At 37.7% G+C, this 16,379-nt stretch carries 14 protein-coding genes; 7 read left to right on the forward strand and 7 right to left on the reverse strand.

Annotated elements, in window-relative coordinates; all coding sequences use genetic code 11:
* The first annotated feature begins 339 nt into the window (after positions 1-339).
* Complete coding sequence (locus WJM97_RS22455; protein ID WP_353930970.1) at positions 340-1,089, forward strand: phycobilisome rod-core linker polypeptide; 750 nt, start codon at positions 340-342, stop codon at positions 1,087-1,089.
* 80 nt (positions 1,090-1,169) lie between these two features.
* Here WJM97_RS22455 and WJM97_RS22460 read toward each other — a convergent pair whose 3' ends face one another.
* The 5 genes from WJM97_RS22460 to WJM97_RS22480 form a co-directional block, all read right to left on the reverse strand.
* On the reverse strand, positions 1,170-2,855 hold the full coding sequence (locus WJM97_RS22460) for an NAD-binding protein (protein WP_353930971.1): 1,686 nt from the start codon (positions 2,853-2,855) through the stop codon (positions 1,170-1,172).
* 627 nt (positions 2,856-3,482) lie between these two features.
* Positions 3,483-4,418 carry an alpha/beta hydrolase gene (locus WJM97_RS22465; protein WP_353930972.1) on the reverse strand — a complete coding sequence of 312 codons (936 nt, stop codon included), beginning with the start codon at positions 4,416-4,418 and terminating at the stop codon, positions 3,483-3,485.
* 50 nt (positions 4,419-4,468) lie between these two features.
* A complete protein-coding gene (locus WJM97_RS22470; RefSeq protein WP_353930973.1) occupies positions 4,469-4,972 on the reverse strand; it encodes a DUF4112 domain-containing protein in 504 nt (167 codons plus the stop codon).
* Positions 4,973-5,012: 40 nt separating this feature from the next.
* Complete coding sequence (locus WJM97_RS22475; RefSeq protein ID WP_353930974.1) at positions 5,013-5,936, reverse strand: YihY/virulence factor BrkB family protein; 924 nt, start codon at positions 5,934-5,936, stop codon at positions 5,013-5,015.
* A 46-nt stretch (positions 5,937-5,982) separates the two neighbouring features.
* Complete coding sequence (locus WJM97_RS22480) at positions 5,983-7,701, reverse strand: DUF389 domain-containing protein (RefSeq protein ID WP_353930975.1); 1,719 nt, start codon at positions 7,699-7,701, stop codon at positions 5,983-5,985.
* 184 nt (positions 7,702-7,885) lie between these two features.
* Between WJM97_RS22480 and WJM97_RS22485 the strand changes: the two genes are divergently transcribed.
* The 5 genes from WJM97_RS22485 to WJM97_RS22505 all read left to right on the forward strand — a co-directional run bounded on the left by WJM97_RS22485 (position 7,886) and on the right by WJM97_RS22505 (position 12,397).
* Complete coding sequence (locus WJM97_RS22485; protein ID WP_353930976.1) at positions 7,886-8,335, forward strand: hypothetical protein; 450 nt, start codon at positions 7,886-7,888, stop codon at positions 8,333-8,335.
* A gap of 226 nt (positions 8,336-8,561) precedes the next feature.
* The gene (locus WJM97_RS22490) at positions 8,562-9,188 is read left to right on the forward strand and encodes a hypothetical protein (RefSeq protein WP_353930977.1); all 627 of its coding nucleotides are present in this window, start codon (positions 8,562-8,564) and stop codon (positions 9,186-9,188) included.
* Positions 9,185-10,624: a 7-cyano-7-deazaguanine synthase gene (locus WJM97_RS22495; protein WP_353930978.1), complete on the forward strand. Its 1,440-nt coding sequence runs from the start codon at positions 9,185-9,187 to the stop codon at positions 10,622-10,624. Before WJM97_RS22490 ends, WJM97_RS22495 begins: the two co-directional genes overlap by 4 nt.
* A gap of 11 nt (positions 10,625-10,635) precedes the next feature.
* Positions 10,636-11,844 carry an XRE family transcriptional regulator gene (locus tag WJM97_RS22500; RefSeq protein WP_353930979.1) on the forward strand — a complete coding sequence of 403 codons (1,209 nt, stop codon included), beginning with the start codon at positions 10,636-10,638 and terminating at the stop codon, positions 11,842-11,844.
* A 7-nt stretch (positions 11,845-11,851) separates the two neighbouring features.
* Entirely contained in the window at positions 11,852-12,397 is a 546-nt protein-coding gene (locus tag WJM97_RS22505; RefSeq protein WP_353930980.1) for a hypothetical protein, read from the forward strand.
* A gap of 5 nt (positions 12,398-12,402) precedes the next feature.
* Here the strand turns inward: WJM97_RS22505 and thrC are convergent, their stop codons facing one another.
* Complete coding sequence (gene thrC, locus WJM97_RS22510; protein WP_353930981.1) at positions 12,403-13,494, reverse strand: threonine synthase; 1,092 nt, start codon at positions 13,492-13,494, stop codon at positions 12,403-12,405.
* 274 nt (positions 13,495-13,768) lie between these two features.
* Between thrC and WJM97_RS22515 the strand changes: the two genes are divergently transcribed.
* Positions 13,769-13,960 carry a hypothetical protein gene (locus tag WJM97_RS22515; RefSeq protein WP_353930982.1) on the forward strand — a complete coding sequence of 64 codons (192 nt, stop codon included), beginning with the start codon at positions 13,769-13,771 and terminating at the stop codon, positions 13,958-13,960.
* Between the two features lie 14 nt (positions 13,961-13,974).
* On the opposite strand, the gene WJM97_RS22520 is transcribed toward WJM97_RS22515, so the two are convergent.
* On the reverse strand, positions 13,975-16,335 hold the full coding sequence (locus WJM97_RS22520; RefSeq protein ID WP_353930983.1) for a hypothetical protein: 2,361 nt from the start codon (positions 16,333-16,335) through the stop codon (positions 13,975-13,977).
* Positions 16,336-16,379 lie beyond the last annotated feature (44 nt).

Raw genomic sequence — 16,379 nt, forward strand, 5'->3', positions numbered from 1 at the left:
TCCTCGCTTGCGGGGAGGGGGTTGGGGGTGGGGTTCTTGTATTTCACTCAACCGATAACCGCTATATCATATCAATCACCATCTTTAAAGTTCATCGCTAATTTAGATACAGAAAATAATTTAATTAAATATTATACTGCTTGGTGGTTAGAAAAACATCCATTAAAATCCTTATTTAAGTTTTTAGGATTACTTCTATTTAGTAAGAACAAAAGTTATTAGATATCTCTAAACAAAATATAAACCCTTCATTTTGTTTAGGCGAAAACCTAATTTTATAAAGATGTCTATTGCGTAAATTCTCAACTCTTCATTTTCACTAACTTACACAAGATAACTATGACTCTTCCTCTACTAAAATATGCTCCCTCCAGTCAAAATCAAAGAGTGAAAAGTTTTGAAATTCCTGGAGATGAACAACCCAGAATTTACACCACAGAAGGAACTCCTGACACCGCAGAGATAGATGATTTAATTTGGGCTGCTTATCGTCAAATTTTTAATGAACAACAAATTCTTAAAAGTAACCGTCTAGTGACTCTAGAATCCCAACTAAAACACAGAAGTATTACTGTCAGGGATTTTATCAAAGGATTGTTAATGTCAGAAACATTCCGTCTACGCAACTACAACACCAATAATAATTATCGGTTTGTGGAAATGTGCATACAACGAGTCTTAGGACGGAAAGTTTACAATCAACAAGAAACAATGGCTTGGTCTGTTGTCATCGGAACTAAAGGAATACAAGGTTTTGTTGATGCACTTCTCAATAGTGAAGAGTATCAAACTAATTTTGGTGATAATACAGTTCCCTATCAACGTCGGCGAATTATTGCCCAACACAGCGTAGGAGAATTACCTTTTAGCCAATTTCCTCGTTATGATCAATATCATTTGCAACAATTAGAGGATTTGGGATATTTCCAAGCAAAACCATCTCTAGGATATTTATGGAAATGGCAACAACCTCCTTATAATCCAGCTTATCTATTACTGACTTCTGCGGTTTGGTTTGTAGGCAATCTGCTGATTTTATCGGCAATAGTTTATGTAATTCTCGGCTATTACGGTGTGTTTGATTTGTAATAATTGGGAATAGGAAATAAAAGAATTTTGCCAGGGTTTAGCATTGCTAAACCCCTACTGACTCATGATCTTTGAACTCTTTAACTCACCATTTCCTGTTCTTCTCGCCATAGTTGATATAACCGATTTGCGGGGATAGTTAAATATAAAATATCCCCTGCACTGAGGTTAGTTTCTAATAAATCCCAACCGTGTAAAGTTTGGTGATTTGTTTCTACATATAAAGGGACAAAATCTGCATATCTAGCCACATCTTTCACCCATTGACCACAAAAGGGATGATTAGGAGTAATTAAAGTTGCAAACGCCACCCATAAGTTATCACCAATAATACCATTACCAATAATTCTACCTCCCAGGGCAGCAGCGGCAAAAGCTGGAGCTGCTAATTCCGCTGGACTTAATACGGCTTCAAACTCAAAAACCTGTTGTGCCATGCCGGCAAAATCAGGGTCAGCATAGTTAACAATTACGGGAATTTTGGGGGCTAAACCTTTAGCTTTGAGGGCAATTTCTAAATTAGTGGCATCGTTATTTGTAACGGCTAAAACTGCGGCAGCGGTATTAATATTACTCATTTTTAAAGTTGTACGAAAACTAGCATCAGCTAGAATTACAGGAATGCCCATTCCCCTGGCACTGTTCACAAATCTATTATTAGGATCTGTTTCAATTACTACTACTTCATGGCCATTGGCGTTGAGTTGTTGGATAATTCTAATGGCAATTCCACTCAAACCACAGACAATATAATGATGACGTAGGGGAATTCTGGCAGCATCCCAAAATTGTTTGAGACGTGTTCCTAATACAAAATCTGTTAACATTGCATACCAAATACCAAAAACTACTGCCCCTGATAGCATCATGACAACAGTAAATAATTTAATACTGTTGGGTGCTTGTTCTACAACTTTGTCATTACCACCAGCACCAGTAATCATACCCACAGCAAAGTATAAGGCATCAACAAATGAAATATTTAATTTAGTAGAAACATAAGTAAATGTGGCTATTAAAATAATCACTACTAGCACCATTGCCATCACAATGACTGAACGGGCGTGTTTTTGAAAATGTCTAATACTGGTAAAGACTTTAATCAGTTTTCTTAACCATGATTTACGTGTATTATTGACACGGGGTTGAGTAACAATTACTAAGCGATCGCCTAACTGTAAACGTTGCTCGGCTAACACTGCTGATACTAAATTCATCTTCCCTGCTAAGGGTAGATAATAAATTAGCATCCTTGTTCTTTCTTCCCATAAATCACTAATTTTTTGACCACGCCAAGGATGATTTTCGTGAATATATTCTTCTTGAATTGGCCAACTTTGATCAAATAATCTAATTTGTCCTATGGCTTGATTTCCCAAAGCGGCAAAGGCAAAAACAGGCGCAGCTAAACCAACAACACTCATACTTAAATGATCTATGAGAGTTTGATCTAGGCGTTCACCTAAATTTGTATTATAAAATCGGTTGATAATGCGAAGCTGAGGATTTAAAACCCTTGCTTGCATCATAATTGACAAATTGACATCATCATCAGAACTAGCAATTACTAAAGTATGTGCTTGTTCAATCCCCGCAGCTTTCAAGGTAGAAGCTGCACACAATTCACCAATAATTACATCTCCCGTCGCTTCGCCAGGTATGGGTTTACGATGAACACCAACCACTAAAGCACCCTGTTGTCGGAGCAAACGAAAGATTTTATATCCGGTACGTCCTAGTCCACAAACAATAATTCGAGGTTTCATGTAACAGCAGCATAATTCACAGACAAGGCTGCATATAAGTTATTGATATCCATTGTTGCCTGATTTCTGGAAATCGAACTGTAACTGAACACACGATATCCTGTAATTGCAAAAATTAAATTCTCCAATCTTAAATATTCCGTGGTTGTTAATTATCTACAAGCCTGATTGAGACAGTCTCTGATGTAATTTCCGTAATTACTCAATAGCAAATAATGCCAACTTGGCAACCAATCACGAAAATACCCGGTTATCTTATTGAAAGATAAACGACTTCAAAGATGTTGTTATCAGGGTCTACTAAGTAAATAAATGATTCTTCAAAACACTATTCACAAATTAAGGATAATGGAGATGGAAAATAATCTTTTCATATTGTTCTGATCATGGTTTTTAGACTATGTATTTAGTTAAATAATTGTTATTAATAATAATCAGGTTTGACATTTGCTGCATTAGGAATATCTCAACATATAGCCGCTTGCGTTGACCTACACATTAGCCCCCTAAGTAACGGTTAGCGTCTATAAAAAACATTCCTGCACGCCCCAGCAGCAAATGTAGAGTGAGAGGTTAAAGGCGCTTGATATGCCTTCTCTCACTCTTCTTTTATTAATTTGTTATTATTCATGAGAAATTTGTATTCTTTAAAAATTTCAGAATCTCCTTATTGACTATTTCATTAGCGCCTGTTGATGCGTCATGATAGCAATTTTCGATCAGTTTGAATTGTGAATTAGGCAGATGTTGATGTAATTTTTTACCGTGACTAGCAGGAAACCAACTATCTTGATCACCCCATAAAATTAAAGTAGGACATTCAATAGCACTCAAGTTATTTTGAATTTGAGTGAGCATATTTGGTTTATTAGCTTGTAAGTTCTCAATTTCCTGTGCTGCTATTTGTAATTCTTCCGCTACTTTGACCAATGTTCCTGGAATTTCAATAAATGGATAAGTGATCCAATAAATATCCTCATCTGTTAAAATTTCTGGATTAAATAATACTTTTCTTCTTTCTGCTGCCATGACTTCCCTAACTATAGGTGAAAACCAATATGCTAGACGTAAAAAATCAATTGTATGTATTATTTCCAGTGGTGTTTGTGCTAATAAACCCATCGCCCAATGGGGTAATTTTGTTGTAAAAATCGGTGCATTCATCACTACCAACCTTCCAATTAATTGGGGGTTTTTGGCAGCTAGTGCTAAAGAAACTAATGCACCTAAAGATTCAGCAACAATGACCGGAGGTTGATCACATAAAGCATTAATTATTCTTTCTAATTCAATGATTTGATGTCCATTTTCTTCACGACGAGATGTAGGCTTTTCAGAAAAACCATAACCTTTAGCATCAAAACAAATAACTCGAAAATATTGAGATAATGGGTTAATACTGTGCCGCCAATTATAACTCCAACTGCCTAAACCATGTAATAAAATTAGCGGTTTACCCGTACCTTTCTCACCATAAGCAATCTTTACTGGATAGCCGTTAGCATCGCTAATAATGAGATTTTGTCTACCTTGAGGAAAGTTAATTTGCCACCAATCTTTCATATAATTAAGTAATTGAGAATTGTGAATATGTCATGGTTGATAGCTAAAAACTAACCACCGAATAACGTTTTCCAGATTGTTCCAATCACAATAACTGGTAATGAAATTAAAACTATAGCTAGTAGTATTAAACCTGCAAATAAAACCAGAATAAAACCTTGATCAGCTTGCTTTTTTTCTCCTGGAGATTGTAAGTATTCTTCTAACAGTTTCAGGTTATATCTATTTGCTGTCCAGGCTACATCAAATAAGTCTCCTAACATGGGAATAGCACCTACTAAGGCATCAATAATAATATTGACTATCATTCTCCCCACGGTGGATTGAGAAACACCTAACTTTGCCGATTCGATGATAATGTAAATAGAAAATATCAATCCTAAAGCATCACCACCTACGGGTATTAAACCCATAAGTGGATCTAAACCAATCCCGACTTCTGTGCCAGGAATGGTAATAGCATTATCTAAAAGTCTGCTGATGTGACGGAGACGTTTTAATGTAGGTGCATAACCTTCAGATTCAATGGTAATTTTCTGAGGAGAGTTAGACATTTTAATCAGTTTTCAGTGGTTACTTGTTACTTAAATGTTGTTATTCTCTGCCTAATTTTTGTTCTTCTACCAGTTTCCATTCTCTAGTAGATAATTTCGATTTCATTACCTCACCTACGGTTACATTTAACTGATTACCAACTAGAAGAACAAAGGCACTCATCCACAACCACAACATTAATACTATGAAAGTTCCCACTGTGCCGTAAACTTTGTTATAGTTTCCAAAGTTTGTCACATAAAGACGAAATACTGCGGACACTAACGCCCAAAATATAGCTGCTAAAACTGCTCCTGGTATTAATGGTGTTTCTGGTTTCCATACACTTGTTCCGTAGCGATAAATTAAACTAAAAGTAGCTGCAACTATACCCAAGGCTAATGGCCAAAGTAGAAGTTGCCAAAGTGGTAATAAAAATCCTAAATAAGCACTACCCTTGACTATCATACCTACCAGTAAATCACTAATAAATACTAGGAAGGAAGCCAGCACTAAAAGTAATATAGTACCAATTGTTAAACCTAAAGAAACTAATTTTGCTTTCCAAAAAGGACGGGTATCTTCTGGGGGAATTTGTTCAATTTGATCAAAGGTTGTCATTGCGGTGCTAACTGCACCGGAAGCTGTCCATAAAGCGATAATAAAACTAAAAGAAAACAAACCAGAATTTTTGGAGTTAGCAATTTCTTTAGTGGCAAACTCATTAATTAAAACCCAAGCATCTTGGGGTACAACTTGACTGAGTTGTAGTGCTAATTGAATAAAGGTGTTGCGTAATGGTTCGGCAAATAAACCGATGGCTGTTAAAAAAGCTATAATGGCAGGAAACAAAGATAACATGGCATTGAAGGCAATTTCTGAAGCCAGTCCTAATAGTCTCCTTTCAATTGTCCTAGCAAAAGTTTTTTTCAGTATCCGCCAATTAAGATGGCGAAAGAACTTAATAAATTTTGACTTCAGCATATGGAAACGGGTTTTGTCAGAAATTCCCTTGATTACTTCATAGTCATTATACTACCAGTTTGAGTTCTGCATTGCCTTGATTCTCTGTTCCTGATTGGATATTGATTCTATTTTCAGTAATTTGCCACTTTGATTGTAGATATTCTAATATTACTTGCGATCGCTCTGGTAATATCTCCTGTGGTTCGGTTAATTCTTGGTTAACTATAACTTGTAAACTTAAATTTGGTTGTCTTTGTAATGTTTGAGCAATACGATCTAATAACTGGGTATTAGCTAATGTTAATGCCGCTTTATCTTTTTCAAAAGCTATTACTCCTGGGTTAGAATCTATTCTTTGCATCGCCACTTTAGCTAATGGATAATCTAGTTTATTTCTAATAGTATCCGCAATGATTACTTGAGCATCTTTACTAATTTCTCTTTCACTCAAATATATTAATCTCATCTTTAAGGGTTCTATGGGACTGGTAATTATTTCATAATCAATTAATTGTGCTGGTTCAGGTAGTTGAATACTGCCTAAAGATGATTGCACTTCTTGCAAGAAGTTTGCTTGCAATTGAGCAATAGTAATTACTGTCTCTGTTGGTTTTTCTTCGGCAATTTGCTGTAAAAGCTCATTAGATGCTGTGGGAATTTCAATGAGTTTTAATCCCAATAATTCCGGTACTTGATTAAGTCTGTTTGCTAACATTTGAATATAGTTATTTTGTTCTTCCGGTGTATATTGTTTACTACTAAATACCTGGAGTTGAATAATTAGTTTATTATTGGAATTATAAGAAGTGGATATATTACTGATGTAGGAACGAGGATCACCGTTAGGGAAGTTAGCAAATTTTGTCTGCCATATTTCTGTTGCTGCTCCACGGATTTGATTTTCTTGTTGCTGTACAGCAATTTCCTTTCTGAGTTGGATCAAAGATTGATTAAGGGGGAACATAATAACGCCAATGGTACTAAAAATCAATAAAAATCTACCTGGTAATCCTCCCACTTTCTTTAATCTATTGTATGCAGGTAATCTTTCTAAAAAATGCTGCATTACTAAACTTTCGTGATCATTTTCACGCCATTCTTTGACTTTAGCTCTTACTTGATTGTTATCTATATGTAAACTTAAAAAAACCAACATAGCTGTAAAGGTAATTGCTACTAAGTTGGTAAAAAATAATAGTCCCCCACCACTAGCTACTTGTAAACCTTTAACTGAATCTAAACTAATTGCTATACCAATACCATAACCAACTACACACAATGGCGGCATTAATGCTACTGCAATAGCTACCCCTGGAATGGATGTTGCTACTCCTTTTGGTTCTTTACAAATTGCCACTGAACCAACTGCACCGGAAAATAAAGCAACTACTAAATCTAAAATATTGGGACGAATTCTGGCAGCAATTTCTGCTGTCATTTCTTTAAATGGTAATAAAGATACTAAGAGTACAGCAAAGGAAATAGCGACTACACAACTAAGAATAAGGTTAACCAGTGCTCGCATAGCTAAGATGACATCACCAGCTGCTAATGCTAAACCATTGGCTAGAATCCCACCCATTAAGGGGGAAATTAGCATTGCACCGATAATAACTGCTGGACTATTGAGAACTAACCCCAAGGTAGCAATACCAGCTGCAAATAAAACCTGAATCCAATAACTGACATCTTGAAGGGTAACAGTTTTGCATATATCCAGATATACTTGTTCCTTGCGGGCTTGACTAATTCCCAAATTATCTGCAAATTTATCTCTAAACATATAGGATTGTGGATAAAATTCAAATGTAATTGTCAATATAGCAGGAGTAATTTTTTTTCTCTAGTCTACTTAGCTATTAGTTTTACTGATAACGTATAAATACAGTAAAAAAAGCGTTTATGATACATTTTTATCAACTCTCGCCTTTTGCCTATTCTCACGTAACTATTTAAAAATAAATGATATGTCCCAAGATTTAACACAAAAGTGGTTAGCTGAAATTCAAGCCTTAAAACAACAAATGGCTGAACTACAACAACAACGAGATCAGGCTTGGGAAAGTTCCCAAAAATGGCGACAACTATATAATACTGAATCGGAACAACGCCGTGCTGATGCTAAGATTCACCAGCAAGCGATCGCATCTGTAAAAGCTGAACTACAAAAATTACAAGGTATAAATGCTGAGAATATTACTGAAACTACGACTACAGAAGTTGAGGCAGAATTAACACAATTGTCATCTGGGGAAGAATTAAAGACTCAATTAGCTACTGTAATTCAAGAGCGCGATCGCCTCATTCAAGCTTTAAAAACAGAACAGGAAAATCACGCTCAAACCCGCAATAATTTAACTACTGCTTTAGGTGATGCTATTGATAGTTTGACAAAATTGAGAGCAGGGAATCAGTAATCAGTTATCAATAATACTTGTCTTTATAAATATGTTACAAATATGTAATATACTCGCTAGACCTATCTTTAATTCAGACTATACTCTACTTGTCCCACACTGATATGACGTTTACAAGAGAAAGGAAATTCTGACATTTATATTGAAATTCAGTCTTAACTATTGACATTGTCGGTTATGTCAGCTAAATTCGTCATATAAATTGTTTCAGCATGGAGGTTGAAACGTGGATGGGGATGTATTGCATCGGCTTTTAGGACTTTATAGACAGCCATACCAAATACTCTGTGAAGGAAAGTTTGAGCGCACCGAATCTACCCGGATGATGATGCAATCCTTTTTGAAGGATCTCCAGAAAAAAGGTGATGCTGCTATTGTGTTAGCTAAGGGTATAGGGGAACTCTTAACCCAAGTAATTAAAGATTCTGGAAATAATCAATCTATAGATTGGACTGATTTAAGTAAAAAACTTGATAAATTAGCACAACAAGCCAACATACCAGATAGAACTAAGTCACTTGTCGGTGATGCTGGAAAGAGCGTTTTCGTTGATTTGCGTTATGGTCAGCAATTTGACATCAACACTATTTCAGAAACAGTTATAGAAAGATATATGCAGAAGGTGTATACATCAGAGTTTGAGGGAAGAATTCCACTCATTCCTGATCACCACGCCAAAGTTGACAATTTAACTTTTACAGAACGTAAGGATGCGCTGAGGAAAGATATCTTTGAGCAAATTCATAAAACATGGGCAAAAAAGGCGAATGTAGATGAAGGTGTAGCCAAACTGAGGAGAAATCGGCGATCGCAAGTCAAAGAGATAGACATGGAGGAGAATCTAGCAATATGAAATATACACCTTCGCGTCAAAAAAAATTAAACGAAAGTAACTATAAGGATTACACTTTAGACTTTCAACCTATATCGAATAGTAATGGCTCTGTACAGTTTTTTGATCACTCTCAGAATAAGAAGCTAACTATTGGAATTAATGTAGACGATATAGAATTCAAATATCGTGTTAAGGCAGAGTTTCCCCCTATTGTTGCCGATCTTATTGACCTTGCTGTTGCCATATATACTTCAGATCGTCTTGCCTCTCAAAGTCTGACAGGCAAACAGCGTCGCTTTCATGTCATACTGCCAGTACGTAATCCAGAATTATTAAGTTCTGAACCATTTCTAGCAAAACTAGATGACCTGCTTGAATGGACAACTGATAGCAAATGGGTTTTCGACTTCCAAAAACGGATTGCACCGGATCGTCTTGTTGAACATCAATCTCTTCCCATAGCACCCCAAGGGTGTGAAGTGACCTTATGGAGTGGTGGACTAGATGCCCTGGCTGGTTTGTACACTCGCCTTTTAATGTATCCAGAAAAACAGTTTATCTTATTTGGAACTGGCAGTAACAATAGTGTATTTGCCCGCCAAAAAAGAGTATATCAGGAAATTCAATCTATCTTTCCCGGTCGCTGCCATCTTTTCCGCCTCCCAATCCGATTTGATGATAGTAGTGAACAACCAAAAAACAAGCTTTCCCGTGCGAGAGGTGTTGTCTTTACTCTTCTTGGTTCTGCGTGTGCATATCTTATGGGAGAAAAAGTTCTTTATCTGTATGAAAACGGAATCGGTGCAATTAACCTTCCATATCGTGAATCTGCTGTAGGGTTAGATCACTCTCGTTCTGTTCATCCTCTGACTTTGCTGATGGTAAGTGATCTTATTTCTGAACTTGTAGGAGAAGAGTTCCAGGTAAAAAATCCGTTTCTGTTTTGGACTAAAGCCGAAATGTGCAAGGCATTGGCTAAAAATGGCCAAGACAACTTACCAACTTTAACTATGTCTTGTGACAGTCCACATCGCCAAAAGGTATCACCTCAATGTGGTTATTGCTCCTCTTGTCTTTTAAGGAGACAATCACTTGCAGCCAGTAGCATAAAAGATAGAACTCGCTATGTAGTTTTGCATGGAGAGCGCCCAGTTAAAGAGCCGAGTTTATGTTTCCTGAATATGCAGGCACAAGTTCGTACCCTTGACTCTTTATTTGCTGTCTCAAATGAACCTTGGATTACTCTAACTAAAAAGTTTCCAGTGTTAGATGATATTGTTGATCGAACTGCTATGGCAGAAAATTTATTACCTGCTGATATGCGAAGTCGTTTAATTCAACTTTATCAAAATTATATTTCCGAATGGAATTCTGTGGAATCACAGATTGCGAACGGACTATTAAGTGATCAGAAAGCATCTAGTAGATACGTAGTCCCATCTCAACAAAGTTGAGGAAAAATATCATGACTACCAACATTCTGGATAACATTGACCTGCGGATATTAGGTGAACTCCTACAACAAGCCCGTAAAAAATGCCGCATGACTCAAGCTGACGCAGCCAAGATTATTGATGCTGCACGCACCACTGTAATTGCAATTGAAAAAGGAGAACGCCGTCTCAAGGCCAATGAACTAATTAAACTTGCCCGTGCTTACGGATGTTCTGTGAGTGACTTTGTTCGGCAACGTCCTATTGTCCAACCTTTTGAAGTACAGTTTCGAGCAGTTTATCAACGTAGTCAGGAACAACAGGCAGAAATTGAACCATTTATCCTGCATTTAGAGGAATTGTGCCAGAATTACCTAGAACTTGAACAGATTATGGATTCGCCAATACCGCGAAACTATCCTCTTGAGTATCAGGTAGCAAATATGCCCATCAAATCTGCTGCGGAGAGTATAGCAGTGGCAGAACGTCAACGGCTGGGTTTAGGCGATGCACCTATATCTCACTTGCGAGACATCCTAGAACAAGATGTGGGTTTACGGATCTTTTATTTGCAGATGCCACAAAAATACTCAGAAGTGTACAGTTATAACGAAGAAGTTGGCGGTTGCATGGCTATCAATGCCAATCATCCAGAAGAGCGCCGACGCTGGTCAATGGCGCATGGATATCTGCACTTTTTAGCACATCGGCAAAAACCAGAGTTTCATTTTGACGGACAGTATCAGCGATTTCCTGAAAGTGAGCAATTAGCGGAAACCTTCCCCGAATATTTCCTCATGCCTACCAGTGGATTGCTGAAGCGTTTTAATGATATGTACCGTACACATGGCAAATTCACTCCAACTAATTTATTTACACTAGCTCATTACTACGGTGTTTCTGTAGAAGCTCTAGTTTATCGGTTAGAAAAAATGGAACTTTTGCCTACAGGAACTTGGGATAAATTGCGAGATAGAGGTTTAAAAGTCAGAAAGGTACAGGAGGAACTTGGCTTAGAACAAATCCCGCAAAGAATTGATATGATGCCTTTGCACTACCAACACCTAGCAATTGAGGCATTAGATCAAGGTTTGATTACTGAAGGGCGTTTTGCTGAATTTCTCCATGTTAACCGCTTAGAATCCCGTCGTATTGCTGAGGCATTAAGGGAATATTCAAGCGGAATGATGGAAGAAGATACGGATTTTGATTTGCGTCAAATCCAAACTGCTGGGAAGTGAGGAAAATATGCAAATTACTCACTCCCATATTTTGCTTGATGCTTGTTGTGTTCTCAACTTTTGTGCATCTGGTCAATTTCTGGCAATTTTGAAATCTCTTCCTGCGGAAATTGTGGTGACTACAGTTGTCCAACAACGGGAATTAAACACACTCCAAAGTCTCAAGGAAGAAGAGAATGATGCTGTATTAGAATTTGAAGAAGCTATTCAACAAGGTTTATTAAAAGTTGTGGATTTTGAATCAGAAGAAGAGAAGGAATCTTTTGTAAACTACGCGGCTATTCTTGATGATGGGGAATCTGCAACTTTTGCGATCGCTGTTCATCGAAAATGGGCAGTAGCCACTGATGACGACAAGGCTATCAAGTTTCTTCAAAAAGAAGCTCCCTATCTTCAAATACTATCAACCCCAGAAATAATTAAACATTGGTCAGAAGAAGAAAGTACCGATGCTTCAATATTAAGCAATGTACTCAATGCAATTAGGATTAAAGGACGGTTTGAACCACCAAAAAATTCTCCTTTGAGACTTTGGTGGCAGACATATTCTTGACTGATTTAAAATCCCATTACCTCGGCTACTGCTTTTAATTCTGCTGGTATGCCCTGCTTAAACTGAGCATGACTGTGTTTAATTGCTGTGTCTGGGTCTTTTAAACCATTACCAGTTAAGACACAAACTACTGTAGCTCCTGTGGGTACTTGATCTTTTACCTTTAACAAACCAGCTACAGAAGCCGCACTCGCAGGTTCACAGAAAATCCCTTCTGAGGAAGCTAACAAGCGATAAGCGTCAAGAATTTCTTCATCTGTCACAGCATTAAAACAACCCTGACTCGCAGTTTGGGCGGCGATCGCTTTATCCCAACTCGCAGGATTACCAATTCTAATGGCTGTGGCTAAGGTTTCAGGATTTGCTACCGGTTGACCATTTACTAGAGGTGCAGAACCAGCGGCTTGAAAACCCATCATTTTCGGCAAGCGATCGCATTTTCCATCTTGATGGTATTGACAAAAACCCATCCAATATGCTGTGATGTTTCCCGCATTTCCCACAGGAATACACAACCAGTCAGGAGCATTACCCAGAGCATCAACCACTTCAAAAGCTCCGGTTTTTTGACCTTCCAAACGGTAGGGATTGACAGAATTGACCAAAGTAATAGGATAATGATCCGCCATTTCCCGGACAATTTCTAAGGCTCGGTCAAAATTACCTTTAATGGCTAATACTTCTGCCCCATAAAGTAAAGCTTGTGCCAACTTACCCAAAGCCACATAACCATCAGGAATTAATACAAACGGACGCATTCCTCCGCGTTTAGCATAGGCAGCAGCAGCGGCGGAAGTATTACCTGTACTGGCACAAATCACCGCCTTAGCACCAGCTTCCTTTGCCTTGGTAATAGCCATGGTCATACCCCGGTCTTTGAAGCTACCTGTAGGGTTCAGACCGTCATATTTAACAAATACCTTCACCTGCTTACCAATACGTTCAGCGATCGCCGGCACGGGTATCAAAGGTGTGTTACCTTCCAACAATGTCACCACTGGGGTACTTTCACTGACAGGCAAGTATTCACGATAGGCTTCTATCAGTCCAGGCCAAGGTTGGCGATGGGATTTAGCAACAGACAAGCTCAAAGTCACAGGATTATTAACTTCTTAACTAAAGATGGGGAATAGGAAAAATTGAGAAATCTGATCTTTTTTTATTGGATCTTTTCTATAGTATTAATCACTTTACCATGCCAAGGGCGATGTATCTGAGGAACATAGTCTCTTATATCGCAGTCTCTTATCGCTAAACGGTTTAACCATCAGAGTATATGATGATAATTTACACAATGTTTTAAAAAAGCTTAACATGGAACTATTATAATATGTCAGATGGTGTGAGCCAAATTAGCAAATGAGTATAACTATGTCCACTTTGTCATCCAGTGTTGCCAGTTGCGAATCTCATAGTGAATTAGTCAAAAAGCTGACCAAAGCTTATTATCAAGATGAACAGCAAGAAAAGTTTATCGGTTTGCAAGCAGAAGTAGATTCCCTCCTGGAACAGTTACAGAACCTAAAAAGCCAAAAGTTAGAATCATCTAATCACGAAGAATAAACCTCAAGCGTTGGTTATTCCAGGCGCTGATTTGTTTCTGACCAGCGCCTAATCTTGTATTGATCACCATTTTCCACTAACAAGGCTATGGATTGATCGCTGTTGAGTTTGGCGATCGCCGTTAGGGTTTGCTTAGAAGTAGTAAAGTCATTGTAAATCACTTCCCCAGTAGCAGAAACAATCATTGTCCGGGGCCGTTCTTCCAGTTTTTTGTTACTTGTTTCATTCCTGGACTCGGTTAAAGAGGCGATCGCAGAGTTGGAAATTGTCAAGACTAAATCGGGTTTACCATCTTGAGTGACATCAATCATCTGCACAGGCCATTCTCTCATTTTTTCCCAAATTTCTGCCAAGCTCAAAAGTTGATCTGTGGAAATATCCCCAGACTCTTGTAAAGCATTCCAAAACTTTGGTAAAGCAGCTTCAACAGCTTCCATATTTACCTGTGCTAAGGCTTCCAGACTAATAGGCGACGGTTGCAACCACTCCAACGCAGCCGTGGTAAAAGCCAATGGTTTATGTTGAACCGAACTGTCTTGGTTTTCAACTATGGGATCACCCACTACTAAAAGTTTCAACTCTCCATCTCGCATCTGAACTGCTTTAATGGTGGCAGTGTTAACTTGTTGTTCACCATTGGGTAGCCACACAGCTATTTGAATATTGCCATCACTACTAATACCCAAGGTTTTAATCCAAAATAGGCTAGTTTGAATTTTGGGCAAGGCAAAATTAGTAAATGGGTAACTTATCCAATTTTTACCATCCTGGAAAGCACTGACATCTACCTGATACAAAACTTTGTCATCTTCCACTACCATCTCTGCTTTTCCATCCACTGGCAACCAATCAGCATATTTAACAGTAGTAATTTTTTGAACCCCACCAATAATCTGGCTAGGATGGGTATTTTTAATTTCATCATTGAGTTTTACCAGCAAATCTTGAAGATAGGTAAAAGTTTCTCGGTTTACCTTTGGTTGTGCTTCTAGCCAATCATTGGCGCGTTTTTCTCCTCTTTGTACTGTTAAAATTAAATAAGACCATGCCAAAACAGCTTTTCTGTCTGGGTTAAGCCGTAGAGCCACCGTTGCACGATTCCACAACATACCTCGATCAGCTTGTAGTAAGTTAAAAATTTCCCGGCCACTATCAGGAGAAGAAATCAGAACATCTAAACCTTGTTCCCACCTACCGTCTATTAAGTTTGTTAGCACTTTTTGACTGGGACTAGCCCAATTTTTATTAGCTTGAACTTTGGTGAATTGAGAATGTAGCCTAATTAAATTTATTTGTGCTTGCACATATTCAGGAAAAGACTTTCCTAGTTCCTTTTGCAGAGATGTTAACCAAGCCTCCGCAGGTGTCCACAGTCCATTTCTAGCTAATAATAAAGAACTTTCATAACCAAAACCTTTTATAACTGGTTTGAGATTAATAGGTTCTAAAAATAGAGAATTACTAACTAACTCACCTGGTTTAATTTGATGAAGTTGAAATCTAGGTTCTAAACCGACAGTTTGATCTATGACTAATTCTTCTGTGTCACTACCCATTATTTGCTGCCATTTAGGTAATTGACCATTGGGGTTTTTCCAAGATAACATCTGCTCTAAACTACGGAGTTGAGGGTTATAGTGAATAATCTGCCCATAGGCGATTGTCTGATTATCTTTTTGATGTTCACCCCGTAAATAAAACCAGAATCCAGGTAATGATTTAGTATGATCAAAAGCTTTAATTTCTGTTAAAGGTAAGTAAACTTCCTTGTCCTGACTATCTGCATTAGAAACATTTTTGCCCAAGGGAGATTCTACAAAAAACTTAGTCAGACCATTAATTTCTAGTTGTTTAACCTGATGATAATGGGGTTCTGGATGCAGTCTAAATTCTATCTCCCTGGAGCGTTGATAAACCCGCAATTCTACTAATTCTTGGCAATTAGAACGGCAATTATTACGCCTTTGGAAAATTGGTAGTAAAAATAAATTTAGTTGTTGATTATTTTTCGTTTTTGTAGATTCTAAAGATAAACTTTCCCCAGTGATGCGGTTTTGTTTCTTTAAACTATTTTGAATTTCTGCCAGAGTTTTAGGTATCTCTGTTTTACTAACATTAATTTTTGCACCTGTTGGTAAAAAGTCATTCAGCCAGACTACCTGTTTTGGATCAAGTATAAAGAGAATACTAATCCAACCACAAGTGATAATTAAACCCGCACTGCTAAATAAAACCATCAAGGCTAAAGCTGATAAAAATCTACTCCGCCATCCAGACTGTTGTGGATTTTGTCCCAATAGTCTTTTCCTCGCAGCAGCACGAGACTGACGAGTTCTAGATGTTTTCTGTTTCAGCTTACGATATTCGTTGGCCATTTCAGTTTTGAGTCAATGCAGCAACTTTTGGGGATTGCTTATTT

The organism is Okeanomitos corallinicola TIOX110, assembly GCF_038050375.1.
Lineage (GTDB): Bacteria > Cyanobacteriota > Cyanobacteriia > Cyanobacteriales > Nostocaceae > Okeanomitos > Okeanomitos corallinicola.

Excerpts from the sequence above, each read along its gene's own strand:
- WJM97_RS22475 (WP_353930974.1), bottom strand. The coding sequence starts at position 5,936 with ATGCTGAAGTCAAAATTTATTAAGTTCTTTCGCCATCTTAATTGGCGG.
- WJM97_RS22455 (WP_353930970.1), top strand. The coding sequence starts at position 340 with ATGACTCTTCCTCTACTAAAATATGCTCCCTCCAGTCAAAATCAAAGA.
- WJM97_RS22480 (WP_353930975.1), bottom strand. The coding sequence starts at position 7,701 with ATGTTTAGAGATAAATTTGCAGATAATTTGGGAATTAGTCAAGCCCGC.
- WJM97_RS22465 (WP_353930972.1), bottom strand. The coding sequence starts at position 4,418 with ATGAAAGATTGGTGGCAAATTAACTTTCCTCAAGGTAGACAAAATCTC.
- WJM97_RS22470 (WP_353930973.1), bottom strand. The coding sequence starts at position 4,972 with ATGTCTAACTCTCCTCAGAAAATTACCATTGAATCTGAAGGTTATGCA.
- WJM97_RS22505 (WP_353930980.1), top strand. The coding sequence starts at position 11,852 with ATGCAAATTACTCACTCCCATATTTTGCTTGATGCTTGTTGTGTTCTC.
- WJM97_RS22460 (WP_353930971.1), bottom strand. The coding sequence starts at position 2,855 with ATGAAACCTCGAATTATTGTTTGTGGACTAGGACGTACCGGATATAAA.
- WJM97_RS22485 (WP_353930976.1), top strand. The coding sequence starts at position 7,886 with ATGTCCCAAGATTTAACACAAAAGTGGTTAGCTGAAATTCAAGCCTTA.
- WJM97_RS22515 (WP_353930982.1), top strand. The coding sequence starts at position 13,769 with ATGTCCACTTTGTCATCCAGTGTTGCCAGTTGCGAATCTCATAGTGAA.
- WJM97_RS22495 (WP_353930978.1), top strand. The coding sequence starts at position 9,185 with ATGAAATATACACCTTCGCGTCAAAAAAAATTAAACGAAAGTAACTAT.
- WJM97_RS22500 (WP_353930979.1), top strand. The coding sequence starts at position 10,636 with ATGACTACCAACATTCTGGATAACATTGACCTGCGGATATTAGGTGAA.
- WJM97_RS22520 (WP_353930983.1), bottom strand. The coding sequence starts at position 16,335 with ATGGCCAACGAATATCGTAAGCTGAAACAGAAAACATCTAGAACTCGT.